The following is a 24,879-nucleotide window of genomic DNA, read 5'->3' as shown; positions in this document are numbered from 1 at the left end:
CACCGACCGCTTCATGGCGGCTTTCGACCGGGGTCAGTCCTCGAGCCGCGACTTCATGGCCGCCTATGTGGTGCGCGCGGTCACGCCGGGCGTCTATCAGCAGCCCGCCGCCGTGGTTGAGGACATGTACCGGCCGGAACTGTCCGCGCGCACGGCGACCGGCATGATCGAGGTGCTCGGCGAGCCATGAGCCGGCCACGCGGCATTGGCGCCTTGCGGCGGGCCGCGGTCGCAGCCGCGCTGCTCGTCGCTGCGGGCGTTGGCGCGGGGGTCGCGCTCGACTGGGCCGACAAGGCCTATCCGCCGCCGCTCGACGATGCACTTGCCTTGTCGCGCCAGGTGCTCGACCGCGACGGCGGCTTGCTGCGCGCCTACACCACGCCCGACGGGCTGTGGCGCCTGCCGGTCCGGCTGGACGAGGTCGATCCCGACTATGTCCGCATGCTGCTCGCTTACGAGGACCGGCGCTTCCGCAGTCATCACGGGGTCGATCCGGTGGCGCTTCTGCGTGCGGCGGGGCAGTTCGTCGCCAATGGCGGTCGCATCGTCTCCGGCGGCTCGACGATCACCATGCAGGTGGCCCGGCTGATCGAGCCGCGGACGGAACGCTCGCTGTCCGCGAAGCTCAGGCAGATGGCGCGCGCGCTGCAGATCGAACGCCGGCTCGGCAAGGACGAGATCCTCACGCTCTATCTCACGCTCGCACCCTATGGCGGCAATCTCGAGGGCGTGCGTGCGGCCAGCCTCGCCTGGTTCGGCCGCGAGCCGAAGAAACTGACGCTGGCCCAGTCGGCGCTGCTGGTGGCGCTGCCGCAGTCGCCCGAATCGCGGCGTCCCGACCGGCGTCACGACGAGGCGCGGATTGCCCGCGATCGCGTGCTCGGGCGGATGCGCGATGCCGGGCTCATTCCCGCAAGCGAGATCGACCGCGCCTCGGGCACGCAGGTGCCTTCACGCCGTCTCGAATTGCCCGATCTCGCCGCCCACACCGCCGATCTGGCGGTCCGGACCCATCCGGACGAGGCGACGCTGCGGCTGACGATCGACGGCGGCGTGCAGGCCCGGCTCGAAAAGCTCGCCCGCGAAACCGCGGCCAGGCTCGGCCCGCGCCAGTCTCTGGCCATGGTGCTGGCGGACGGCCGCAGCGGCGAGGTCGTTGCCGCGGTCGGCTCGACCGGTCATCTCGATGCCGCGCGCGCGGGCGCGATCGACATGACCCGCGCGGTGCGTTCGCCCGGCTCGACATTGAAGCCGTTCATCTACGGGCTTGCCTTCGAGGATGCGCTGGTCGCCGCCGAAACCCTGATCGACGACGCGCCCGCCGATTTCTCCGGCTACCGGCCGCGCAATTTCGACCGGGAGTTCATGGGCGAGGTGAGCATCCGCCAGGCGCTGCAGTTTTCGCTCAACGTGCCCGCCGTCAGGTTGCTCGAAGCGGTCGGTCCGCAACGGTTGCTGTCGCGGTTGCGGCGGGGCGGGGCGGGGATTGAACTGCCGCCCGGCGGCGCGCCGGGACTGGCGATCGGGCTCGGCGGCGCCGGCGTGACGCTGCGCGACCTGGTCCAGCTCTACACCGGCTTCGTCCATGGCGGCACGGCGGTGCGGCTGCACGACGGATCGGAGGCTGATCCGCTGCCCGGTTTCGGCCATCCGGTGCTCGAAGCCGGCCCAAGCTGGCGCGTGGCCGACATTCTTGCGGGCGTCGAGGCGCCGCAGGCCGCGCCGCGGCTTCCGATCGCTTACAAGACCGGGACATCCTACGGTTATCGCGATGCCTGGGCGGTGGGCTTCGACGGCCGCCATGTGCTCGGCGTCTGGGTCGGCCGGCCGGATGCGGTCCCCGTTCCGGGTCTGTCGGGGATCACCACCGCTGCGCCGCTGCTGTTCGAGGCCTTTGCCCGGTCCGGCGTCGGGACAACCCCGTTCCCGCCGGCGCCCCATGGCGTGGCGGAGCGCGCGCGCCGCGACCTGCCGTTTGCGCTCAGGAAATACAAATCCGGCGACGAGGTTGCGCTGGCGCGCACCGGCGGATCGCCGCCGCCGCGGATCGTCTATCCGCCGCAAGGCGCGCGCGTGGCGCTCGGCGGGGGCGGGGCGGGGCGGATGATGCCGCTCGTCATCAAGCTGCAGGGCGGCGTCGCGCCTTACCGGCTGATCGCCAATGGCGAGCCGCAGCACAAATCCACCCGCCGGCGGGTGATCGACTGGAACCCCGACAGCGAAGGCGCGTCCACGCTCACGGTCATGGATGCCGAGGGGCGGGCAACCAGCGTGAGCGTCTTCATCGACGCCGACTGAGCCGTTCGATCCGTTGCCAGGCCGTGGTTATGGGGCGGATTGTCGCGTCATGGCCGCCAGCACCATGTCGCGCAGCCTGAGCGCGATGGCGCTGACGGTGGTCGATTTGTGCGAGATCAGGAAATAGGGGCTGACGATGATCTTCTCGTCGGGATCCACCGTGACCATGGCCGCAGAATGGCTGTCGGAAGTCAGCAGCGAGGCGACCTGGCGCGGGATCGGCGCGATCGCATCCGACGAGGCGAGATAGGCGATCATCACCAGCATCGAGGTGGTGTTGACGATGTCGCGCGGCAGCGCCACGCCGGCGGACACGAACACCGCCTCCACCGCCTGCCTGAGCGGCGTGTGCGCGGCCTGGGTGATCCACTCGTAGCCGGCCAGGCCGTCCAGCGTCGCAGCCGGACTGCGCGACAACGGATGTCCGGCCCGCATCAGAAAGCAGATGTCTTCGTTGCGGCCGCGCCGCACATCGAGCTGGTGCTTGTCGTAGCCCGGCGGAATCCGCGACAGCACGAAATCATAATCGCCCCGGAACAGCCCCTCCACGAGCACGTCGCTCGGGGCCACGTCGACATGGATGTCTGCCCCGGTGGCGGTGGCCTTGAGCTCCTGGATCGCCGGAACCACATAGGCGACCGCGCCGTCGGTGACCGAGCCCACGCGTGCGGTGCCGGCCCGGCCCTGGTTGAGCGAGCGGATCTCCGTGAGCGTCTGGTCGAGCCCCGTGAGCAGGTTGGAGCCGTTGCGGATCAGCATCAGTCCGACCTGGGTCGGCGTCATGCCCCGCGGATGGCGCTCGAACACCGCGCCGCCCACCGCCCGCTCGATTGCCGCCAGCATGCGCGAGGCCGCCGGTTGCGACATCGACAGTTGCTCGGCGGCGAGCGCAAGCTGGCCGGTCTCGTGAATGGCCGAGATCAGGCGGAAGTCCTTGATCTGAAGGCTGCGCGGTTTCTGCTGCATCCCCGGGTTATCATTTTTGTTATGCAGATTGTCAATCTAATCATTTGAAAAGCATGCGGGACCGACCTTAACTGGCCGCCGGGTTCATTTGAATCCTGATTGCCTGCGGGTTGGGCCTCTGAGGAGCGGCCGCGCCCCGCATGGCCTTGTCTTGGGAGGACATGATGAAAAAACTGACTTCACTTCTGGCCGCCGTGGCGCTTGGCGTCGGGCTGGCATCGGCGCCCGCATCCGCGCAGGACAAGGGCACCGTCGGCATCGCCATGCCGACCAAATCCTCCGCGCGCTGGATTTCCGACGGCAATTCCATGGTCGAGCAGTTCAAGGCCGCCGGCTACGAGACCGATCTGCAATATGCCGAGGACGACATCCCGAACCAGCTCGCCCAGATCGAGAACATGATCACCAAGGGCGTGAACGTGCTGGTGATCGCGGCCATCGACGGCACCACGCTGTCGAACGCGCTCGAAAACGCGGCCGCTTCGGGCATCAAGGTGATCGCCTATGACCGGCTGATCCGCGATAGCGGCAATGTCGACTATTACGCCACCTTCGACAATTTCAAGGTCGGCGTGCAGCAGGCCTCGTCGCTGGTCAAGGGCCTGGAAGAGCGCTTCCCGGACACCTCGCCCTGGAACGTGGAACTGTTCGGCGGCTCGCCCGACGACAACAACGCCTTCTTCTTCTATAACGGCGCCATGAGCGTGCTGCAGCCGATGATCGACGAGGGCAAGATCGCCATCGTCTCCGGCCAGATGGGTATGGACACGGTCGGCACGCTGCGCTGGGACGGCGCGGTGGCGCAGGCGCGCATGGATAACCTGCTTTCGGCCCACTACACCGACAAGCAGGTGCACGGCGTGCTCTCGCCCTATGACGGCTTGTCGATCGGCATCCTGTCCTCGCTCAAGGGCGTGGGCTACGGCTCGGGCGACCTGAAGATGCCGATCGTCACCGGGCAGGACGCCGAAGTGCCTTCTGTCAAGTCGATCCTGGCGGACGAGCAGTATTCGACGGTCTTCAAGGACACCCGCGAACTCGCGCGCGTCACCGTCGGCATGGTCGATGCGCTGCTGCAGGGCGGAACCCCGGAAATCAACGACACCTCGACCTATGACAACGGCGTCAAGGTGGTGGAATCCTACCTGCTCGAGCCGGTTTCCGTCGACAAGTCCAACTGGGAAAAGATCCTGATCGACTCCGGCTACTACACCATGGACCAGATCAAGTAATCCCGTCCGCACGCGACGTGCGCCGGACTCCCCGCGCCTTTCAACGGGCGCGGGGAGGGGCCGGCCCGACTTCCGCGGAAACCGAGATCGTGCAATGAAGCCTCTTCTGGAGATGCGCTCCATCACCAAGACCTTCCCGGGCGTCAAGGCGCTGGACGCGGTGAGTCTCACCGTGATGGAAGGCGAAATCCACGCGCTCGTCGGCGAGAACGGCGCCGGCAAGTCGACGCTCATGAAGGTGCTGTCGGGCGTCTACCCGGCGGGCTCCTACGAAGGCGAGATCCATTACGACGGCGAGCTCGCCGAATTTTCCGGCATCAGCCAGAGCGAGGCGGTGGGGATCATCATCATCCACCAGGAACTGGCGCTGGTGCCGTTGCTCTCGATCGCCGAAAACCTGTTCATCGGCAATGAATGCGCCAAGCGCGGCATCATCAACTGGCGCGAGACCTTCCAGCGCACCGAGGCGCTGTTGAAGAAGGTGGGCCTGAGCGAAGCGCCCGGCACGCTGGTCGACCGGATCGGCGTCGGCAAGCAGCAACTGGTCGAGATCGCCAAGGCGCTGTCCAAGGACGTGCGGCTGCTGATCCTCGACGAGCCCACCTCGGCGCTGTCGGAAAAGGACAGCCAGGCGCTGCTCGGGCTGCTGACCGAACTCAAGCGCCAGGGCGTGACCTCGATCATCATCAGCCACAAATTGAACGAGGTGCGCAGCATCGCCGACCGTGTCACCGTGATCCGTGACGGCGCCACAATTTCCACACTCGATGCCCGGGGCGACGAGATCACCGAGGACCGGATCATCCGCGACATGGTCGGCCGCGACATGGCGCAGCGCTTTCCCGCGCGCGATAGCAATCCTGGCGACGTGCTGATGGAGGTGAAGAACTGGAATGTCTGGCACCCCGAGCACACCGAGCGCCAGGTGATCCGCAATGCGGGCCTTACGGTGCGAGCGGGCGAGGTGGTCGGCATCGCCGGGCTGATGGGCTCGGGCCGCACCGAACTCGCCATGAGCATTTTCGGCCGCAGCTATGGCCGCAGCATCTCCGGCGAGGTGCTGATCGACGGCGTGGCTGCCGATGTCTCGACCGTCGACCGGGCGATCGCCTCGGGCCTCGCCTATGTGACGGAAGATCGCAAGACGCTGGGCCTGGTGCTCGACGAAACCATCCAGCGCAACATCACGCTCGCCAACCTGCCGCAAGTGTCGCGCTACGGCGTGATCTCGGAAGCCGAGGAAACCCGCGTGGCGGAGGGCTACCGCAAGGCGATCAACATCCGCGCGCCGGGCGTGTTCCAGAAGGTGGTCAACCTGTCGGGCGGCAACCAGCAGAAGGTGGTTCTGTCGAAATGGCTGTTCGCCGACCCCAAGGTGCTGATCCTCGACGAGCCCACCCGCGGCATCGATGTCGGCGCCAAATACGAGATTTACGGCATCATCAACGCGCTGGTAGCCCAGGGCAGGGGCGTCTTGATGATCTCGTCGGAACTTCCGGAGCTGCTGGGCATGTGTGACAGGATTTACGTAATGAACGAAGGCGCCCTGGTGGGCGAACTGGCGGCCGCGGAGGCGAGCCAGGAGCGCATCATGTCCTTCATCGTGAGGAGTTGAGGCCATGGCCACGGACACTACGGAACCCGGCGCCGCCGGACAGGACCGCTCGGTCAGCCACTATCTCGCCAACCATTTGCGCGACTACGGCATGGTTCTGGCGCTGATCGCCATCATGGCGTTCTTCCAGTTCACCACCGACGGCACGCTGCTGCGCCCGGTCAACATCACCAACCTGTTCCTGCAGAACAGCTACATCATCATCATGGCGCTCGGCATGCTCTTGGTGATCGTGGCGGGCCATATCGACCTTTCGGTCGGCTCGGTGGTCGGCTTCGTGGGCGCGCTGGCGGCGGTGATGATGGTCGAATGGGGCTGGTCGATCTATCTGGCGGTGCCCGCCTGTCTGGTCGTCGGCATCGCCATTGGCGCCGCCCAAGGCTACTGGATCGCCTACTGGAAGATTCCTTCCTTCATCGTCACGCTTGCCGGCATGCTTGTCTTCCGCGGTGCTTCGCTGTGGCTGCTCGAAGGCCAGTCGGTCGGCCCGTTCCCGCGCGAGTTCCAGGCGCTGTCGACCGGCTTCATCCCCGATTTGTTGCCGTTCCTGAAGGGGCTCTTCGGCGTCGAGCGCATGAACGGCTTTGCGATCGTCACCGGGCTCCTGATCGCCGGCCTGATCATCTGGCTCGGCCTCACCGCGCGGGCGCGCAACCGCGCCTATGGCATGGTGGCCGAGCCGATGGCGTTTTTCGTGGTGCGCAACCTGCTGGTGGCCGGCGCGATCGTGTTCGTCTCCTACAAGCTCGCCACCTTCCGCGGCCTGCCCAACGTGCTCATCACCATGGGCATCCTCACCATCATCTATGCGTTCCTGACGGAATCGACCACGCTCGGCCGCCGGATCTACGCGCTCGGCGGCAACGAGAAGGCAGCTAGGCTGTCGGGTATCCGCACCGAGCGGCTCACCTTCCTCACCTTCGTCAACATGGGCATGCTCGCGGCCCTTGCCGGGCTGATCTTCGCGGCCCGCCTCAACACCGCCACCCCCAAGGCCGGCGTCTCCTTCGAACTCGACGTGATTGCCGCGGTGTTCATCGGTGGCGCCTCGATGTCGGGCGGCGTCGGCAAGATCGTCGGCGCGGTGGTCGGCGCCTTCATTATGGGCGTGATGAACAACGGCATGTCGATCATGGGGATCGGAATCGATTACCAGCAGGTCATCAAGGGCCTAGTGCTGCTCGCGGCAGTGATCTTTGATGTGTACAACAAGAACAAGCAAAGCTGACCCAACAGGAAAGGGCGGCCGCCTTGAAGTGCAGGCGCCGCTTCGGAGTTAACATGACCTTCACACCCGCCAAATGGCCACGAAAACTGCGTTCTCAGGAATGGTTTGCCGGCACCGGCCGCGACCAGATCTACCACCGTGGCTGGATGAAGAACCAGGGCTTCCCGCACGACATGTTCGACGGACGCCCGGTGATCGGCATCCTCAACACCTGGTCCGAGCTCACCCCCTGCAACGCGCATCTGCGCGATCTCGCCGAGCGGGTGAAAAACGGCGTGTTCGAGGCGGGCGGTTTTCCGGTGGAAGTGCCGGTGTTCTCGGCATCCGAAAACACCTTCCGCCCCACCGCCATGATGTTCCGCAACCTGGCTGCGCTTGCGGTCGAGGAAGCCATCCGCGGCCAGCCCATGGACGGCGTGGTGCTTTTGGTCGGCTGCGACAAGACCACGCCGAGCCTGTTGATGGGGGCCGCCTCCACCGACCTGCCGGCGATCGTCGTGACCGGCGGCCCGATGCTCAACGGCTATTTCCGCGGCGAGCGCGTGGGCTCGGGCACGCATCTGTGGAAGTTTTCCGAAGCCGTGAAGGCGGGTGAAATGTCGGCCGAGGATTTCCTCGAGGCCGAAGCCTCGATGTCGCGCTCGCCTGGAAGCTGCAACACCATGGGCACCGCCTCCACCATGGCCTCGATGGCCGAGGCGCTCGGCATGGCGCTGTCGGGCAATGCGGCCATTCCCGCCGTCGACAGCCGCCGCCGGGTGATGGCGCAGATGTCGGGCCGGCGCATCGTCGACATGGTCAAGGATGACCTGAAACCGTCCGATGTGATGACCCGCGAGGCCTTCGAGAACGCGATCCGCACCAATGGCGCGATCGGCGGCTCCACCAACGCCGTCATCCACCTCTTGGCGATTGCCGGCCGGGTCGGCATCGATCTCACGCTCGACGACTGGGACCGCTGCGGCCGCGATGTCGCCACCATCGTCAACCTGATGCCGTCGGGCAAATACCTGATGGAGGAGTTCTTCTATGCGGGCGGGCTGCCGGTGGTGCTCAAGCGCCTGGGCGAGGCAGGGCTGTTGCACAAGGATGCGCTCACCGTTTCGGGCGAAACCATGTGGTCGCAGGTCAAGGACGTGGTCAACCACAACGAGGACGTGATCCTGCCGGTCGAGAAGGCGCTGACGTCCCAGGGCGGCATCGCCGTGCTGCGCGGCAATCTTGCGCCCAGGGGCGCCGTCCTCAAGCCCTCGGCGGCCTCGCCGCACTTGCTCACCCATCGCGGCCGTGCGGTCGTGTTCGAGGACATCGACGACTACAAGGCCAAGATCAACGACGAGGCGCTCGACATCGACGAGACCTGCGTGATGGTGCTCAAGAACTGCGGGCCGAAGGGCTATCCCGGCATGGCCGAAGTCGGCAATATGGGCCTGCCGCCAAAGGTTCTGAAAAAGGGCATCACCGACATGGTGCGGATCTCGGATGCGCGCATGTCCGGCACCGCCTATGGCACCGTGATCCTGCACACCGCGCCCGAAGCCGCCGAGGGCGGGCCGCTGGCGGTGGTGCAGAACGGCGACATGATCGAGATCGACGTGCCCGCGCGCAGCCTGCGCATCGATATTTCCGACGAGGAACTGGCCGCGCGGCTGAAAGCCTGGAAGCCGACGGTGGCAGTGCCCGCCGCCGGCTATGCCTGGCTGCACCATGCCCATGTCCAGGGCGCCGACACCGGCGCGGATCTCGATTTTCTGGTGGGCTGCCGCGGCGCGCCGGTCGGACGGGATTCGCACTGATGGCGTACAAGATCGCGTTGGCAGGGATCGGCAAGATCGCCCGCGACCAGCATGTTCCGGCGATCGCGGCCTCGCCCGATTGGGACCTCGCGGCCACGGTCTCGCGCCACGGCAGCGTCGACGGGGTCGAGGCCTATGACGATCTCGGTGCGATGCTCGCCGCCCGGCCGGACATCGAGGTGGTGTCGCTGTGCATGCCGCCGGTGCCGCGCTTTGACTATGCCAAGGCCGCCATTGCCGCCGGCCGGCACGTGATGCTCGAAAAGCCGCCCGGCGCGAGCCTCGCCGAATGCCATGCGCTCGAAGCCATGGCGCGCGCGGCGGGCGTGTCGATTTATGCGACCTGGCATTCGCGCGAAGCGGCGATGGTCGCAACAGCCAAGGCTTGGCTCAAGGACAAGACGCTCGAAAGCCTCCACGTGATCTGGAAGGAGGATGTGCGCAAATGGCATCCGGGCCAGACCTGGATCTGGCAGGCGGGCGGGCTCGGCGTGTTCGATCCCGGCATCAATGCGCTCTCGATCGTCACCGAGATCCTGCCCGACCCGATCCATGTCACCGCCTCGGAGCTGCTGATCCCGGAAAACTGCGAGACGCCGATCGCCGCCAGCATCGATTTCGCCCATCCCGGCGGCGCGCGGGTCACTGCCGAGTTCGATTTCCGCAAGGAGGGCGACCAGTTCTGGACCATCGAGATTGAGGCGCGCGAAGGCCGGCTCACGCTCCTGGAAGGGGGCGGAGCGCTTGAGATCGACGGCAAGGCGCAGACCGCGGGCCCTGCGACGGACGCGCTCACCGGCGAATATCCGCGGCTTTACGCCAACATGGCGCGGCTGGTCCGGGCAGGGGGCGTGGACATGGATCTCGCCCCGCTGGTGCATGTGGCCGACGCCTTCCTTCTGGGCAGGTGGATCACCGTAGACCCCTTCATCGAATGAGTGTGCCGCACGCCCCGGGCGTGGCCGGCCCGTGTGTCGGGCAGCCCGCCGGTGCGGCCATCACAGACCATCCTGAAAGGACCAGACCATGACGAAACCGATCGAAAACATCCTGCCCGTGGCGCCCACGCCGTTTCATCCCGATGGCCGGGTCGACGAGGAGGGCATGCGCCGGGTGATCGATTGCATGATCGACCAGGGTGTCGATGCGATCTGCATTCTTGCCAATTACTCCGAGCAGTTCCTGCTCTCCGACGAGGAGCGCACGCTTTTGATGCGGCTGAGCCTGGAACATGCCGCAGGCCGCGTGCCGGTGATCGTCACCACCAGCCATTTCTCGACGCAGGTGGCGACCGCGCGTGCCAAGCTTGCCCAGTCGATGGGCGCGGCGATGATCATGATGATGCCGCCCTATCACGGCTCCGGCCTGTTTCCCGCGCCGCAGGGAATTTTCGAGCACTTCCAGGCGGTCAACGATGCGATCTCGATTCCGATCATGGTGCAGGACGCGCCGCTGTCGGGCGTGACGATGACGGTCGATCTCCTGGCGCGGCTCGCGCGCGAACTCGAAAACGTCTCCTATTTCAAGATCGAATGCCCCTTTGCCGCCGACAAGCTGGCGGCGCTGATCGAGGCCGCGGGCGAACACATCAAGGGTCCGTTTGACGGCGAGGAAGCGGTGACGCTGCTGGCCGACCTCGATGCCGGGGCCACGGGCACCATGACATCGGCCCTGTTCCCCGAAAAAATCCGGCCGATCGTCGCCTCCTACCGCGCCGGGGACACCGCTGCGGCGCTGGCGCAATGGCAAAAATGCCTGCCGCTGATCAATCATGAGAACCGGCAGTGTGGACTTCGCGCCGCAAAAGTGGTCTTCAAGGAAGGCGGGGTGATCGCCAGCGATCACGTGCGTCATCCGCTCAAACCGATGACGGAGCGCACGCGCGAACGGCTGCTGCAGCTCGCCCGCGAGCTGGACGTCATGGCTTTGAGCTGGGGCAAGTGAGCGAAGCGGACCACCCTGTCCGTGCCAATGCAACCAATGGGAACAAAGATGAATATTACCGGAAAGCACTTGATCGCAGGCCAGTGGGTGGAAGCCGAGGAGACTTTCGCCTCCCAGCCCGTGACCGGTGAGGCGCGCGCCTACGCGCAGGGAACGCGCGCCCATGTCGATGCCGCGGTGAGCGCGGCGGAAGACGCCTTCTGGAGCTACGGCTATTCCAGCACGGAGGCCCGCGCCGCGTTCCTGAACGCGATCGCCGACGAGATCGAGGCGCGGGGCGCGGACCTCACTGCCATCGGCACGGCCGAAACCGGCCTGCCGGAAGCGCGTCTCAACGGCGAGCGCGGCCGCACCACCGGACAGTTGCGGTTGTTCGCGAGCCACATTCTCGAGGGTGCCTATCTCGACCGCCGCCATGACGAGGCGCTGCCCGACCGTGCGCCGCTGCCGCGGCCGGACCTGAAGATGGTGCAGCGCCCGGTAGGGCCGGTCGGCGTGTTCGGCGCCTCGAACTTTCCGCTGGCCTTCTCGACCGCTGGTGGCGACACTGCCTCGGCGCTCGCAGCCGGCTGCCCGGTGGTGGTCAAGGGGCACCCGGCCCATCCCGGAACGGCGGAACTGGTCGCCCAGGCGATCGCAGCGGCGATCGAACGCTGTGGCGTGCATCCGGGCGTCTTTTCGCTGGTGCAGTCCAACAGCCGCGAGGCCGGCGAGGCGCTGGTCACGCATCCCTTGATCCAGGCGGTCGGCTTCACCGGCTCGCTCGCCGCCGGCCGGTCGTTGTTCGATCTCTGCGCCGCGCGGCCGACCCCGATCCCGTTCTACGGCGAACTCGGCTCCATCAACCCCACCTTCCTGCTGCCCCAGGCGCTGAAGGCACGGGGGCAGGCGATCGCCGAAGGCTGGGCGGGATCGCTGACCATGGGGGCGGGGCAGTTCTGCACCAATCCCGGCGTCGTCGTGACGCTGGCCGGCGAGGATGCACGCGGCTTTGCCGATGCCGCCGCCGCGGCCCTCTCCAAGGTCGGTCCGCAGACCATGCTTACGGACGGCATCGCCGCATCCTATCGCTCAGGCCGTGCGGCGGTTGCCGGGACCGCCGGCGTCGAAGAGCTGATGGCCGCAACTTGCGAAGGCCGCAGCGGCGCGCCCTATCTCTACCGCGTGTCCGGCAAGACCTGGCTCGATGCCCGTGTGCTTGCCGAGGAAGTGTTCGGTCCGCTCGGCATCATCGTCGAGGCTGCGGATCGCGATGAGATGAAGGCGATCGCCAAGGCGCTGCACGGCCAGTTGACCTGCACGCTGCAGATGGACGAGGCCGATCATGACTTTGCGCGCGAGCTTGCGCCGATCCTTGAGCGCAAGGCCGGCCGGTTGCTCGCCAACGGGTTCCCCACCGGCGTGGAAGTCAGCGATGCCATGGTGCATGGCGGCCCCTATCCGGCATCGACCAATTTCGGTGCGACCTCGGTCGGCACGCTGGCGATCCGCCGCTTTCTCCGGCCGGTCTGCTATCAGAACATGCCCGACCAGCTGCTGCCCCAGGAGTTGAGGTAGCCCCGCGCCCGCCGGCGCCCCGACCTGGTTCGGGGCGCCGGCCAAAAGCTTCGGACTTCGTATGACAAGATGGCGTCAGGCCCGGGATCTTCCCTGGACCTGGCGCCATTGGTTTTTGTGCGAGCCGGTCTTTGCTCCCTGATTTGTATCATCCTGTGAAACGCATCGTTGCGCAAGTGCAACACATCAATTGTAACCGGTATCATATTACTAACGAATTATAGGGGAATTTCTCGTAGTGCCCCATTTTGGGCGCTATTCAGTCAGTCGTGCTCAAGAAATTTTTAATCACGAAACGATTTTTTTTGCTGGGTTGCGCTGTGGCCACCAGCAATGCGGTGCGTGCCATTTCAGGTCTTGGTCTTTCGGTCGGTGTCGTGACGCCGCCTGTGGTGTCGGGGCACGCCAGGCCCGGCGACGGGCCGCACCCGTTGCATGCGCCAAACCTCTTCTCCCTTGCCAGCCGCGTGACGGATCGGACCGGTGCGGCTGATGCCGACCGACGCTTCACCCCGATGCCGGCGCCTTGCTCGGTCCAGTGTTTGCGACCATCGGGCCGCTCGCAGCGCCGGCCGGGCGGGGGCGCGGAGCTGGCATGGCTCCCAACCGGTCGGACGGGAGGCACGCCCGCATGACGCAGCCCGATCCGCTCACGCCGCATTTCCGGGCGATCCGCTCCGGCGGAAAGCGCCACGGATTCAGTCTCGAGCGGGTCTTCTGGACGGCGTTCGAGGAACTGACTCGCAGCGATGGTATTTCGGCGGCGGACTATATCGAGCGGCTTGCCACCCAGACCAGCGGGACCAACGGCCTGAGTTCACGGTTGCGCGCCTCGTTGATGCAGCGCCTGCTCGAGCGCTACGAAAAGCTGCGGGCCAGATCCGGCCTCGACACCGCGCGCGCCATCGTGGCGGCCTGTCCGGTGCCGGCCTTCATCCTGTCGGCCGACAAGAAAATCCTTTTCCAGAACAACGCGTTCCTGATGTATCTTCAGACAAGGTTCAGCGGTCTCGACACGGCGGAGGCGCTGGCCGAAATCAGGTTGAGCCTGGAAACGCCGATCGCCCAGGTGATCGAGGACATGAAGACCGGGGCCGGGCGCAGCCGACAGGTCGGCTTTTCCATCGGCTATGGCGAGCGCAAGCTGCGCGGCAAGCTGAGCATGACCGCGGTCCCGGACATGGAGACATCTCCGGCCGCCATCGCTTTCGTCTCGGGCTCCGCCTGAGCAGCCGCTCGCGCGGCTCCCATCAGAACCCCGCGCCCGGCGCAACCGAAAGCGCATTGCCGATCGAGGCCACCTGCCGCGGCTGCTGGCCCGCGGGATAGCCGAACACGTAATTGGCCTGGGCGGTGATCGAAAACAGCGGTGCATAATCGGGTTTTGCCCGGTCGGACACCACCGCGTCGGTCATGTTGTCGAGGATCAGGCTCTCGCCGTCGAGCGCCACCGACAGGACGGCGTGGAACAGCCGGCGCCCGGTGTCGCGAACCACCACGATCTCCATGGTGTCGAGCGGCACGCCCAGTCGCGCAAGCAGCGCCATCTTCAGGATCGCATAATCCTCGCAGTCGCCGGCGCCGCGGGCGACCGTTTCGTGGCCCATCGACCAGTGATCGAGTTCGCCGTGCAGGCCTTCGTCGCTGCGGTAGCGGATCGTGCGGTTGACGGCTGCCGATACGCGGACAAGACGTTCGCGAGCCTCGTCGTTGTCGCGGGCGAGGTGTGATGCGAGCGTGGCGCAGCCTTCGATGCACAGGCTCGAGGCGTCGCCGCGCGCCGCATCGCGGATCTCGGCCGCGATCCGGGCACCGCTGCCGATTGCGCCGAACCGGATCCTGTGGGCGCCGAAGAGGTCGGCGCTGCGGGAGAGGGCGCGCGCGGCCGGGGCAATCGACGCCGTCGTCATGCTCGATACCGGCGCCTGCCGCAAGACGGCGGGACCCATCTGACCGGCATAGCCGAGCAGGGGGCCGAACGCGCGGTTCTTCATCATCGGCAAGATGCCGGCAGGCGAATGGCGCGCGCCCGATATCTCGATGACCGGGGCAGACGACAGCGCCGCGAGGGCCGAAACCGGGGGATTTTGGCGTTCGGAGAGCGGGCCGGAAGCCGCCGCCGTGGCGCAAAACAGCGAAAGCACGATGGCGAGTGTTTTGCTTCCGAACTGACGCGTTGCACATGCAAACATCTGTAATCCTTCCGAAGATGATGGTGGAAGGATACGAAACGGAGAATAAAATCACGGAAACAAACAGAATTACTGAATAATACATAATTTCGATCAAATTTTATGCAAATATTCTGTATTCGGCTGAAGTCGTCAGGTGGTGCGGCTGATTGATGGCGGTTGTTTCCAGGCGAAATAGTTCCGGAGACATGAAATGATATGCCGAAGCGTTTACCAATCCATAATATTCAGCAAAACGGCATGAATGGATATGCTCGTCCTCGGTCTTTGCGTTGTTGCCGAAATACCTCCTGGTTAAAGCCTGGTAAAAATCACCGGGAGTTCAGTCATGACAACAGACGGCGGCATTTACTCTTCGCAAACCATTGCACTCGACGAGCGGAGCGACAATGCGGGCGAGGCGCTCGTCCTGGCCCAGGCAGGCAGCGATGTCGGCGTGCCAGAGGCGCCGGCAGCGGCTGAAACGGGTGCTCCCGCGGTCGTTACGCTTGTTCCGGATCAGGACAACACCGTCGTTCTCGCCGCCGATGTCAGTCTCGAAGCGATACAGCTCGATGGCGACGATCTCATCCTGGTACAGCCGGACGGATCCGAAATCCGCATTGTCGGCGGCGCGATCGATCTCCCCACCTTCATCCTGGGCGGCATCGAAGTGCCGCAGGGCGTGCTCGTGGCAGCCCTTTCCACCAGCGGATTCAACGTCGCGGCAGGCCCGGACAACACCACCGTGGTGACCCAGCCGGGGACGACCGGATCGGGCGGCGATTTCGAGAGTGCGGGCGGCGCGAGCCTGACGGATGGCGAGCCGCAGGCGCTGATCGGCCTGCTCGGGGATACGTCGGCGGATTCCGACGCTCCGGCGGGCGGTGAACTGCTCATGGACGGCGGCAACATCGCCGCCCGGCTCACCGGCGGCGCAGTCACGGGCGCGCTCGTTGAAACCGTGGACAATCCCGGCGGCGTGGACGCCGATCCGGTGGCCGCAACGGGCCGGATCACCTTCTTCGATCCGGATTTCGGTGAAACCCGCACCGCCGACGTGACCGCCCGTAGCCTGGTCGACCAGCAGCTCAACGGCGGAGGCAGCTTGACGGCGGCGCAGGTGCAGGACCTGCTCGACGGCTTTTCGCTGGATACGGCGGGCGGCGTCACGGTGGAGTCGACCTCGCCCTCAGGCGGCGCGATTGACTGGACCTATGCGCTGGGCAACGGGGCCGTGGATTTCCTCGCAGCCGGCGAAACCATCACCTTGTCCTTCGATGTCGAGATCCGCGATGGGCTGTTCGCGTCGGTCCAGACCGTCACGATCACCGTCACCGGCACGAATGATAGTCCCGTGGTGGCCTCCGCCGACGTGACCGGCGGCGTGACCGAACTGGTGATGCCCACCGGCAACCTCACCGACAGCGGCACGATCTCGTTCAGCGATGTCGATCTCAGCGACACGCACAGCATCAATCCGACCATCGTCAGCTCCGCCAATGCGCTCGGCACGCTCACGGCCAGCGTCACCCAGGACACGACCGGCACCGGCACGGGCGGCGAGATCACCTGGAATTATTCGGTCGCGGCCTCGGCCGTCGAATATCTCGGCGCCAACGACACCAAGGTGGAAACCTTCACGCTGACGCTCGAAGACGGCCATGGCGGCACGGTCGAACGCACCGTGACGGTGACGATCCAGGGCACCAATGACGCGCCCGTGGTCAGCATCGTGCAGCCGGCGGCGGTGCTGGAGGCTGCGGATGCGCATGCGCAGGACATCGCGGCGGTGCCCGGCACCATCACGGTCACCGACGCCGACATCGGCGACACGCTCACGGCGACGGTCGAGGGCAGCCCGACGCTCGTCTGGAGCGGAGGCACGCTGAGCGCGCAGCAGGTGGCCGACCTGACCGCGGCACTGGCGACGGGCCGGCTCAGCTTCGGCAGCGCGATTGTGTCGAACGGTGGCGCGCAGACGATCGATTACAGCTGGGATCCGGCCGCGGCCGATCTCGATTTCCTGGCCGCTGGCCAGACGCTGACGGTGCGCTACGACGTCACCGTGTCGGATGCCACCGCGTCGGCCGTGGCGCAGCCGCTGAGCTTCACGATCACCGGCACCAATGACGCGCCGGTCGCCGTCCGCGACTACGGCGGCAATGACGCGGCGTTCCGGATGACCGAGGACGACGGCTTCCGCATCTTCGACGTGCGCGCCAACGACACGCTCGACCCGGATTCGGGCGCGAGCAATTCCGTCACGCTGGTCGGCGGCGTTTCGTTCTCGGGTCTGCCGGGCATGACAGAGGCCAATGTCGAGGTGACGGTGACGGCGGACAACCAGATCCGGGTCGAGCTGAAGGGGTCGCAATGGGACCAGCTGGTCAATGGCCAGACCGGCTTCATCCAGATCGGCTACCGGCTGCACGGCGACAATGGCGAGTTCTCGACCAACCAGCTGATGGTGCGGGTCTCCGGCGTCAACGACGCGCCGGTGCTCGATCCGGCGGCCGACTTGTCCGTGACGCTTTCAGAGGACGCCGGGCTTCCGGGAGTGGGCGGCGGCACCCTGGTTTCGGAACTGGTCGATCGCGGCGGCAGTCTCGACAATGTCAGCGACGACGGCAGCTTCACGGGAATTGCCATCATTGACCAGAACAATGACCACGGCACCTGGTATTACTCGCTTAACAACGGGGCGAGCTGGATTTCATTCCAGACCGTGTCCGACACCCATGCGCTGACGCTCTCGTCGACAGCGCGCATCGCCTTTGTTCCCGACGCAGATTACAACGGCGCCGTCACCGACGGCCTGACCATCCGCGCCTGGGACGGCAATGGTGGTGGCAATGGCGGCTACTGGCCCATCCCGGCCACCGGCGGCACCACCGGCTATTCGACGGCGACCGACACCGTGAGCCTCACCGTGACCGCGGTCAACGACGCGCCAACTCTCTCGATCACCCAGCCGGCAGCCGTGTCCGAAGCGGTGGATGCGCATGCCCAGGACATCGCTCCGGTGAGCGGCAGCCTCTCTGTTTCCGATCCGGACATCGGCGATACCCTGACGGCCTCGGTGGGCGCGGGTCCGGTTCTGGTGTGGAGCGGCGGCGCGCTGAGCGCGCAGCAGGTCGCCGACCTGACGGCGGCGCTGGCGACGGGCCGGCTGACGCTCGGCAACCCGGTCACCGCCACGGGTGGCGCCCAGACGATCGATTACAGCTGGGATCCGGCCGCGGCCGATCTCGACTTCCTGGCCGCGGGCCAGACGCTGACGGTGCGTTACGGCATCAGCGTGTCGGACGCGACCACCACGTCGGGGCTGCAGCCGCTCGCCTTTACCATCACCGGCACCAATGACGCGCCGGTCGCGAGACTGGACAGCGGCAGCAACGATGCTGCCTTCCGGATGAGCGAAGACGACAGCTTCCGCATCTTCGACGTTCTGGCCAATGACACGCTCGACCCGGATTCGGGCGCGAGCAACACCGTGACGGTCGTCGGCGGGGTTTCGTTCTACTTCCTGCCCGCAGGCGTGACCGCGGACAACGTGCTCGTCACGGTGACGGCCGACAACCAGATCCGCGTCGAACTGCTAGGGGATGAATGGAACCAGATGGCCAATGGCCAGACTGGGTTCATCCAGATCAACTACCGCCTGCACGGCAACGCCGGGGAGTTCGCGTCCAGCCAACTCGTGGTGCGGGTGTCGGGCGTCAACGATGCGCCGGTGCTTGACGCGACGGCGAGTCCGTCGATCCTTGTTTCCGAGGACGCGGCCTTGCCGGGAATTGGCGGTGGCACCGCGGTGTCGGATCTGGTCGCCCGGGAAGGCGAGGGTGGCCTCGACAATGTCACCGATGACAATTCCTTCACCGGCATTGCCATCACCGGGCAGAACACGGCCAATGGAACCTGGTACTACACGGTCGACAACGGGGCGCACTGGTTCGCGATCACGCCGGTGTCGGACAGCCATGCGCTGACGCTGGGGCCGGATGCGCGTCTCGCCTTCGTGCCGAACGCCGATTACAGCGGCACCGTCGATGAGGCGCTCACGTTCCGCGCCTGGGACGGCAACGGCGGCGGCAATGGCGGCTACTGGACCATCTCGACCACTGGCGGCACCACCGGCTATTCGACCGCCACGGACACCGTGAGCCTCACCGTCACGGCCGTGAACGACGACCCGGTGATCATCTCCAACGGCGGAGGCGCGACAGCGGCGATCAATGTCGCGGAGAACACCACGGCGGTGACCACCGTTGCCGCCAGCGACGTCGACGGCGACACGCCGCAATATGCGATCCTCGAGACGGCGGGCACGGATTTCGCGTTTTTCACCATCGACGCCACCACCGGCGTGCTGACCTTTGTTGCAGCACCGGATTACGAAGCGCCGGCCGATGCCGACCTCGACAATGTCTACCGGATCGATGTCCAGGTTTCCGACGGCAACGGCGGATCCGATGTGCAGCGCATCAACGTGACCGTCACCGACGTTCCGGAAGCGCCGACGGCCGTCACCGATTCGGGCAGCACGGACGAAGACACGGCGGTGACCTTCTCGGTGGCGGACCTGACCGGCAACGACACCAACCCGCCCGGCGCGCAGCCGCTGACGATCACCGGCGTTTCCGGGGCTGTCAACGGCACGGTCTCGCTGGTCGCGGGTGTCATCACCTTCACGCCCGACGCGCATTTCTCCGGCCAGGCGAGCTTCAACTACACGCTGAGCAACGGTGCCGGCACCGACACCGGCGTCGTGCTGGTAACCGTGGCGCCGATTGCGGATGCGCCGGAGCTGGGCGTTTTCAGCGACGCCATCGCTCCGCTTGACGATTCCTTCCGGGTTCAAACCGGCAATGGCGCCCGCAGCTCCGTCACGGCGCTCGACAACGGACGCTATCTCGTCACCTGGGAGGCGCCGGACGGCAGCGATTACGGCATCTTTGGCCGGATCTACTCCGCCGACGACGTGGCCGAGGGGCCGGAGTTCCTGGTCAACACCTTCACCAGCAGCTTCCAGCGCTTTAGTGCGGCGGCAGGTCTCGAGACCGGCGGCTTTGTCGTCACATGGTCCTCCTTCGGGCCGGACGGCAACGCTTACGACATTGTTGCGCAACGCTTCGATGCGAACGGCGGCAAGATCGGCGGCGAATTCCTGGTCAACAACTTGTTCACCTCGGGGCAGCAGGCCTGGAGTTCCGTCGCTGCGCTCGAAAGCGGCGGGTTCGTGATCACCTGGCGGGCAACCACCGGCGGCAGCGATCCCTATGAAATCCAGGCCCGGGTCTTCGATGCCGGCGGCAATCCCGCAGGCAACGAGTTCCATGTCAACACCATCTCCGCAGGCTATCAGGACAGCCCCGAGGTGGCCGCACTGCCGGGCGGCGGCTTCGTCATCACCTGGGACTCCCAGCTGGGCGACGGCGACGGCTATGGCATTTTCGGCCAGCGCTACGATGGCTCGGGCACGCCCGTGGGCCCTGAGTTCCCGGTCAATACGCAAACCGCCGGCGATCAGCGCTCGCCCGATGTCGCCGTGCTCGCCGATGGCGGCTTCGTCGTGGTCTGGACCACGGGGGATGCCAACCAGGAAGTTCACGGGCAACGCTTCGATGCAGCCGGCAACAAGGTCGAGGCGGAGTTCGAGGTCAACACCACCACGACCGGCAATCAGAACAACAGCACGGTCATCGCCTTGAGCGACGGCGGGTTCCTGGTCTCGTGGCTGTCGAACGGCAACAGCGGTGCGTCTACCGGTCTCTACGGCCAGCGCTACGATGCCAATGGCGATCCGGTGGGCAGCGAAACCCGCCTGGGCGGCGCGGTCACCGAAGTGGGATCGGTGGAGACGCTCTCGACCGGTCCTTCCATTGCTGAACTCAGCGACGGCACGATCGTGGTGACATGGGGCCTCGGCGCCGGCGGCGCCAATGGCGTGTCGGTCCAGCATTTCATCCTCGGCACATCCGCCGAGGGCGCTGAAGACACGGCTGTGGCACAGCCCGCGGTTCGCGCGACGCTCGTCGATATCGACGGGTCAGAAACCCTCTCGGTTTCGATCTCCGCAGTGCCTGTCGGCGCGACGCTCGGCGACGGAACCCACAGCTTCACCGCGACGCTCGGCGTGACGGAGGTCGATGTCACCGGCTGGAACCTGGCGACGCTGACGCTGACGCCGCCCGCCAACTACCATGGCACCTTCGATCTCACGGTGACGGCGACGGCGACGGAAGGCGTGGGGGGCGACACCGCCACCAGCACGCTGACGGTTCCTGTCTCGATCGCGGCGGTCAACGACGCGCCGGAGATCACGTCCAATGGCGGCGGTGATACCGCTGCGATCGATGTCGCGGAAAATTCGACCGCGGTCACCACCGTCACCTCCGGCGATATCGACGGCGACACGCCGCAGTATGCGATCCTCCAGACGGCGGGAACCGATTTCGCCCGGTTCACCATCGATCCGTCCACCGGCGTGGTGAGCTTCGTCGCAGCGCCGAACTACGAAATCCCCCAGGATGTCGATCTCGACAATCGCTACGAGATCGACGTCCAGGTGTCGGACGGCCATGGCGGCACGGACGTGCAGCACATCGTCGTCACGGTGACGGACGTGGCGGAAGCGCCGACGGCGGTGACGGATTCGCTGACCACCGACGAAGACACGGCATTGACTTTCAATGTTGCCGATCTGATCGCCAACGACACCAATCCGGCAGGCAGCCAGCCGCTGACCATCACTGCCGTTTTCGGAGCCACCCACGGCACGGTCCAACTCAGTGCGGGCGTCATCACCTTCACCCCGGACACGGATTTCTCCGGCCAGGCGAGCTTCGGCTACACGCTCAGCAATGGCGAGGGCACCGATACGGGCACGGTGAATGTCACCGTGACGGCCTCCAATGACGCGCCCGGGCTGACCGGGCTCGACAATGCCACGTTCCTGGAAAACACCGTCAATGCCGCGCCGCAGATCATCGACGCCGATGTGACGCTGACGGACCCGGATTCCGCCAATTTCGCCGGCGGCAGCGTGACCGTGTCTGGATTTGTCGCAGGCGAAGACACGATCGGGCTCAATTCCGGCAACGGCTTTACCGTGTCGGGCGCCCAGGTCAGCTACAACGGGCAGTATATCGGCAATCTGGCGGGCGGATCGGGAGCGACGCCGTTCTCCGTCAGCTTCAATGCCTTTGCCACGCCGGCAGTGGTCGAGAAGCTGATCGAGAACCTGACCTTCGCCAACTCTTCGGATAACCCGACGGCGACGCGCACGCTGACGATATCCGTGTCGGATGGCGATGGCGGGACCACCGATGTCACCACCGAGATCACCGTGACGCCGGAAGCGGACGCCCCGCTGGCGGTCGCCGCCAATGATTACATCAACCCCGTGCCCGAGAACTGGTACTGGAACGCCGAGAACGGGCATATCTATCAATATGTGTCGGGCAACTCGACCTGGTTCGCGTCGAAGGCGGCGGCTGCCGCGGCAATTTCGGGAGACTCCTATCTCGCCACGGTGACGAGCGCTTCGGAAAACGCGTTCATCAACGGAATAGCACCTGCGCGCATCCATCTTGGCGGGTCGGACGAAGCCCAGGAAGGCGTCTGGCGATGGGTCACGGGTCCGGAAGCAGGCCAGATCTTCTGGAATGGCGGACCCGCTCCCTCCGGCAGTGCCGAGGTCGATGCCTATACCAACTGGTCTGCGGAAAATCCTGGCGATGCCACGGGCCTTGGCACCGGCGAGGACTATCTCGCCACCGACAAGGATAAGCTGTGGAACGATATCGACGCCAGCAACAGTGCCATTCAGCAGTCCTTTGGCTATGTGATCGAGGCCGGCGGCCTCAACACCTCGGCCTATGCCGCCATCACCGAGGATGCGCCCTTCACCTTCTCGGAAAGCTGGCTGCTCGCCAATGACGCCAATGCGCCCGCGCATATCCTGTCGGTCTCGAACAGTGCCGCGGGGGCCACCGTCACCTACAATGCAGCGACCGGGGAGATCACCTACGACGCCAGGACCTCGGCGTCGCTGCAGACGATGGGCGTCGGAGAGAGCCGGCCGGACACGTTCACCTACACCATGAGCGACGGTCACGGCGGCACCACGACCGCCACGGTCACGGTCGAGGTGCAGGGCGTCTACGATGCCCCCGTCATTGCCAATGCCAGCTTCGAAACGCCTGATACGGCGAGCTATGTCTACAACCCTGCAAATGCCGGCTGGACGTTCACCGGTGCGAGCGGAAACGGGACAGGCATCGAGCAGACCGGCGGGGCCTTCGGAGCACCGACCGCGGCGGGACAGCAGGCGGCCTTCGTCCAGAACGCCGGATTCCTGCAGCAGCAGGTCAACATCGAGGCGGGCACCTATACGCTCAGCCTGGCCGCAGCCGCGCGCGGCGCCCAGCCGGTCGGAGGGGTCACCGGCGGCAATCCGGTCAAGGTCTTCCTGGACGGGGTCGAGATCGGCAGCTTCTCGCCGTCAAGCGCGACCCAGTTCAACGAGCACCGGATCGAGTTCACGGTCGCGACCTCGGGCGCCCATGTTTTGCGCTTCGAAGGCCAGACACCGGCGGTGAGCGGCAACGATGCCACCACCTTCCTCGATGCGGTGACGATCTATCCGCACGAGACCCTGACCCGCACCATCAGCTTTGAATCCTTCAGTCATCCGGGGCAGGCCTACGGCAATATCGGCGGCGTCCATGAAGGCCTGCAATGGCACAACTTCCGCTTCAACGAGACCGACGAGGATCTGTCCACGCGCGGCACCCAGCGCTCGGGCCAGAACGTGGCGTACAACCTCAATGGCGGCACGGCCTCGGTCGAGGCCGTAAGCGGGACCATGGATCTCGTCGGCGGATGGTTCTCGGCACAAACCAACACGAGCATGAACCTCGTGGTCCGGGCCTATGTCGACGGAACCTCCGAGCCGGTCGGCACGATGACGGTGGCGCTCTCGCTGAAACAGCCTGTCTGGGTGGATTTCTCGGACCTGCCCGGCTTCGAGAACGTCGACCGCATTGAATTCCAAGGAGTCAACAACGGCGGCAACGGCAACACCTATTTCATGATGGACGACCTCGTGGTCAACGTGGCCTGCAGTTCCGATCCGATCGTGCTCGATCTCAACGGCGACGGGTTGCATTTCACGGATGCCGCCTTCGATCTCGACCAGGACGGCGTGGCCGACCGGATCGGCTGGCCTTCGGGCGGCGACGGGCTGCTGGTGGCCGACCTCGACGGTTCGGGCGCGATCGAACACGGCAACGAAGTGTTTTCGCCCGGGTTCAATGGCGGGGACTTCGCCGACTCGCTCGATGCGCTCGCAAGTTTCGACAGCAACGGCGACGGCCGGATCGACGCGGGCGATCTCCGCTTCGGCGACATCAAGCTGTGGGTCGACGGCAATGGCGACGGCCTGACCGATGCCGGCGAACTGCTCTCGCTGGACGAGGCCGGCATCGCCGCCATCGATCTCGGAGCCGCCGCGCGCGACTATGTCACCGACGGCCAGCACGTGTTCGCCCAAGGCGACTTCGTGATGGTCGACGGCTCGACCGGCAGCTATTTCGGCCTCGATCTCGGTCCGGTCGTCGCCACGGATGCCAGCGGCGGCGCGCCGGCCGGCGGGGACGCGGCCGACACCTTCGTGTTCGACGCGGCGGCCCTGTCGCAGGCCTTCGACGGCGGAATCGGCGACCTGATCGCCGATTATGGGACGGGCGAGGGGGATCTCGTCGACCTTTCCGAGCTGTTGAACGCCGCAACGCTGCCGGCAGACGGCGGCGAGGGCTCGACCGGGGAGGCCTTTGCCGCGCAGAACATGGATGGCATCGGCGACACGGTGATCTTCGATCACGCTTCGGACTTCACCGCCACCGGCGGGTTGGACGTGCTCAAGATCCTGGTGGAAGACGATGGCGCCGCGGCCATGAACCCCGTGTGACGGGCGCCACCGGCGCCCGCAATCGGGATCTGCCGGCGAGCATCCTGCGCGCGGCCGCCACCGGTTGACGCAGGATGCTTCCGCTTTCGGCCCAAG

General features: G+C 65.9%; 13 protein-coding genes. 11 read left to right on the top strand and 2 right to left on the bottom strand.

The window, feature by feature from the left end; all coding sequences use genetic code 11:
- Both AWJ14_RS22870 and pbpC read left to right on the top strand, forming a co-directional pair.
- Positions 1–190, top strand: a 190-nt coding sequence (locus AWJ14_RS22870) for an alpha-2-macroglobulin family protein (RefSeq protein WP_245304292.1), incomplete at its 5' end; no start/stop codon positions are given.
- Entirely contained in the window at positions 187–2,298 is a 2,112-nt protein-coding gene (gene pbpC, locus AWJ14_RS15030) for a penicillin-binding protein 1C (protein ID WP_066180828.1), read from the top strand. The genes AWJ14_RS22870 and pbpC, both read left to right, overlap by 4 nt.
- 27 nt (positions 2,299–2,325) lie before the next feature.
- Here the strand turns inward: pbpC and AWJ14_RS15025 are convergent, their stop codons facing one another.
- On the bottom strand, positions 2,326–3,264 hold the full coding sequence (locus tag AWJ14_RS15025) for a LysR family transcriptional regulator (protein WP_066180824.1): 939 nt from the start codon (positions 3,262–3,264) through the stop codon (positions 2,326–2,328).
- Positions 3,265–3,428: 164 nt separating this feature from the next.
- Between AWJ14_RS15025 and chvE the strand changes: the two genes are divergently transcribed.
- The 8 genes from chvE (at position 3,429) to AWJ14_RS14985 (ending at position 13,864) form a co-directional block, all read left to right on the top strand.
- Positions 3,429–4,496: a multiple monosaccharide ABC transporter substrate-binding protein gene (gene chvE / locus AWJ14_RS15020; protein ID WP_066180821.1), complete on the top strand. Its 1,068-nt coding sequence runs from the start codon at positions 3,429–3,431 to the stop codon at positions 4,494–4,496.
- A 94-nt stretch (positions 4,497–4,590) separates the two neighbouring features.
- Positions 4,591–6,111, top strand: coding sequence for a multiple monosaccharide ABC transporter ATP-binding protein (gene mmsA, locus AWJ14_RS15015; protein WP_066180818.1), 1,521 nt, complete (start codon positions 4,591–4,593; stop codon positions 6,109–6,111).
- Between the two features lie 4 nt (positions 6,112–6,115).
- Positions 6,116–7,339, top strand: coding sequence for a multiple monosaccharide ABC transporter permease (mmsB, locus tag AWJ14_RS15010; protein ID WP_066180816.1), 1,224 nt, complete (start codon positions 6,116–6,118; stop codon positions 7,337–7,339).
- Between the two features lie 53 nt (positions 7,340–7,392).
- Positions 7,393–9,135: an L-arabinonate dehydratase gene (araD, locus tag AWJ14_RS15005; RefSeq protein WP_066180813.1), complete on the top strand. Its 1,743-nt coding sequence runs from the start codon at positions 7,393–7,395 to the stop codon at positions 9,133–9,135.
- Positions 9,132–10,073 carry a Gfo/Idh/MocA family protein gene (locus AWJ14_RS15000; RefSeq protein WP_425349649.1) on the top strand — a complete coding sequence of 314 codons (942 nt, stop codon included), beginning with the start codon at positions 9,132–9,134 and terminating at the stop codon, positions 10,071–10,073. The genes araD and AWJ14_RS15000 overlap by 4 nt, the downstream gene beginning before the upstream one ends.
- A gap of 88 nt (positions 10,074–10,161) precedes the next feature.
- A complete protein-coding gene (locus AWJ14_RS14995; protein ID WP_066180806.1) occupies positions 10,162–11,079 on the top strand; it encodes a dihydrodipicolinate synthase family protein in 918 nt (305 codons plus the stop codon).
- A gap of 48 nt (positions 11,080–11,127) precedes the next feature.
- Positions 11,128–12,636 (top strand): aldehyde dehydrogenase (NADP(+)), encoded by a 1,509-nt coding sequence (locus AWJ14_RS14990; protein ID WP_066180803.1) that lies wholly within the window; start codon positions 11,128–11,130, stop codon positions 12,634–12,636.
- 631 nt (positions 12,637–13,267) lie between these two features.
- Positions 13,268–13,864 carry a ribbon-helix-helix domain-containing protein gene (locus AWJ14_RS14985; RefSeq protein ID WP_066180800.1) on the top strand — a complete coding sequence of 199 codons (597 nt, stop codon included), beginning with the start codon at positions 13,268–13,270 and terminating at the stop codon, positions 13,862–13,864.
- 22 nt (positions 13,865–13,886) lie between these two features.
- On the opposite strand, the gene AWJ14_RS14980 is transcribed toward AWJ14_RS14985, so the two are convergent.
- On the bottom strand, positions 13,887–14,828 hold the full coding sequence (locus AWJ14_RS14980) for a transglutaminase-like cysteine peptidase (RefSeq protein WP_066180796.1): 942 nt from the start codon (positions 14,826–14,828) through the stop codon (positions 13,887–13,889).
- 328 nt (positions 14,829–15,156) lie between these two features.
- Between AWJ14_RS14980 and AWJ14_RS14975 the strand changes: the two genes are divergently transcribed.
- A complete protein-coding gene (locus tag AWJ14_RS14975; protein ID WP_066180793.1) occupies positions 15,157–24,783 on the top strand; it encodes a tandem-95 repeat protein in 9,627 nt (3,208 codons plus the stop codon).
- Positions 24,784–24,879: the final 96 nt, after the last annotated feature.

The sequence above is a fragment of the Parahoeflea olei genome (assembly GCF_001703635.1).
Classification (GTDB): domain Bacteria; phylum Pseudomonadota; class Alphaproteobacteria; order Rhizobiales; family Rhizobiaceae; genus Hoeflea; species Hoeflea olei.
This window is presented reverse-complemented; position numbering and strand designations above follow the sequence as displayed.

Bases quoted from the DNA above. Each gene is read 5' to 3' on its own strand.
- pbpC (WP_066180828.1), top strand. From the start codon at position 187: ATGAGCCGGCCACGCGGCATTGGCGCCTTGCGGCGGGCCGCGGTCGCA.
- AWJ14_RS15025 (WP_066180824.1), bottom strand. From the start codon at position 3,264: ATGCAGCAGAAACCGCGCAGCCTTCAGATCAAGGACTTCCGCCTGATC.
- chvE (WP_066180821.1), top strand. From the start codon at position 3,429: ATGAAAAAACTGACTTCACTTCTGGCCGCCGTGGCGCTTGGCGTCGGG.
- mmsA (WP_066180818.1), top strand. From the start codon at position 4,591: ATGAAGCCTCTTCTGGAGATGCGCTCCATCACCAAGACCTTCCCGGGC.
- mmsB (WP_066180816.1), top strand. From the start codon at position 6,116: ATGGCCACGGACACTACGGAACCCGGCGCCGCCGGACAGGACCGCTCG.
- araD (WP_066180813.1), top strand. From the start codon at position 7,393: ATGACCTTCACACCCGCCAAATGGCCACGAAAACTGCGTTCTCAGGAA.
- AWJ14_RS14995 (WP_066180806.1), top strand. From the start codon at position 10,162: ATGACGAAACCGATCGAAAACATCCTGCCCGTGGCGCCCACGCCGTTT.
- AWJ14_RS14990 (WP_066180803.1), top strand. From the start codon at position 11,128: ATGAATATTACCGGAAAGCACTTGATCGCAGGCCAGTGGGTGGAAGCC.
- AWJ14_RS14985 (WP_066180800.1), top strand. From the start codon at position 13,268: ATGACGCAGCCCGATCCGCTCACGCCGCATTTCCGGGCGATCCGCTCC.
- AWJ14_RS14980 (WP_066180796.1), bottom strand. From the start codon at position 14,828: ATGTTTGCATGTGCAACGCGTCAGTTCGGAAGCAAAACACTCGCCATC.
- AWJ14_RS14975 (WP_066180793.1), top strand. From the start codon at position 15,157: ATGACAACAGACGGCGGCATTTACTCTTCGCAAACCATTGCACTCGAC.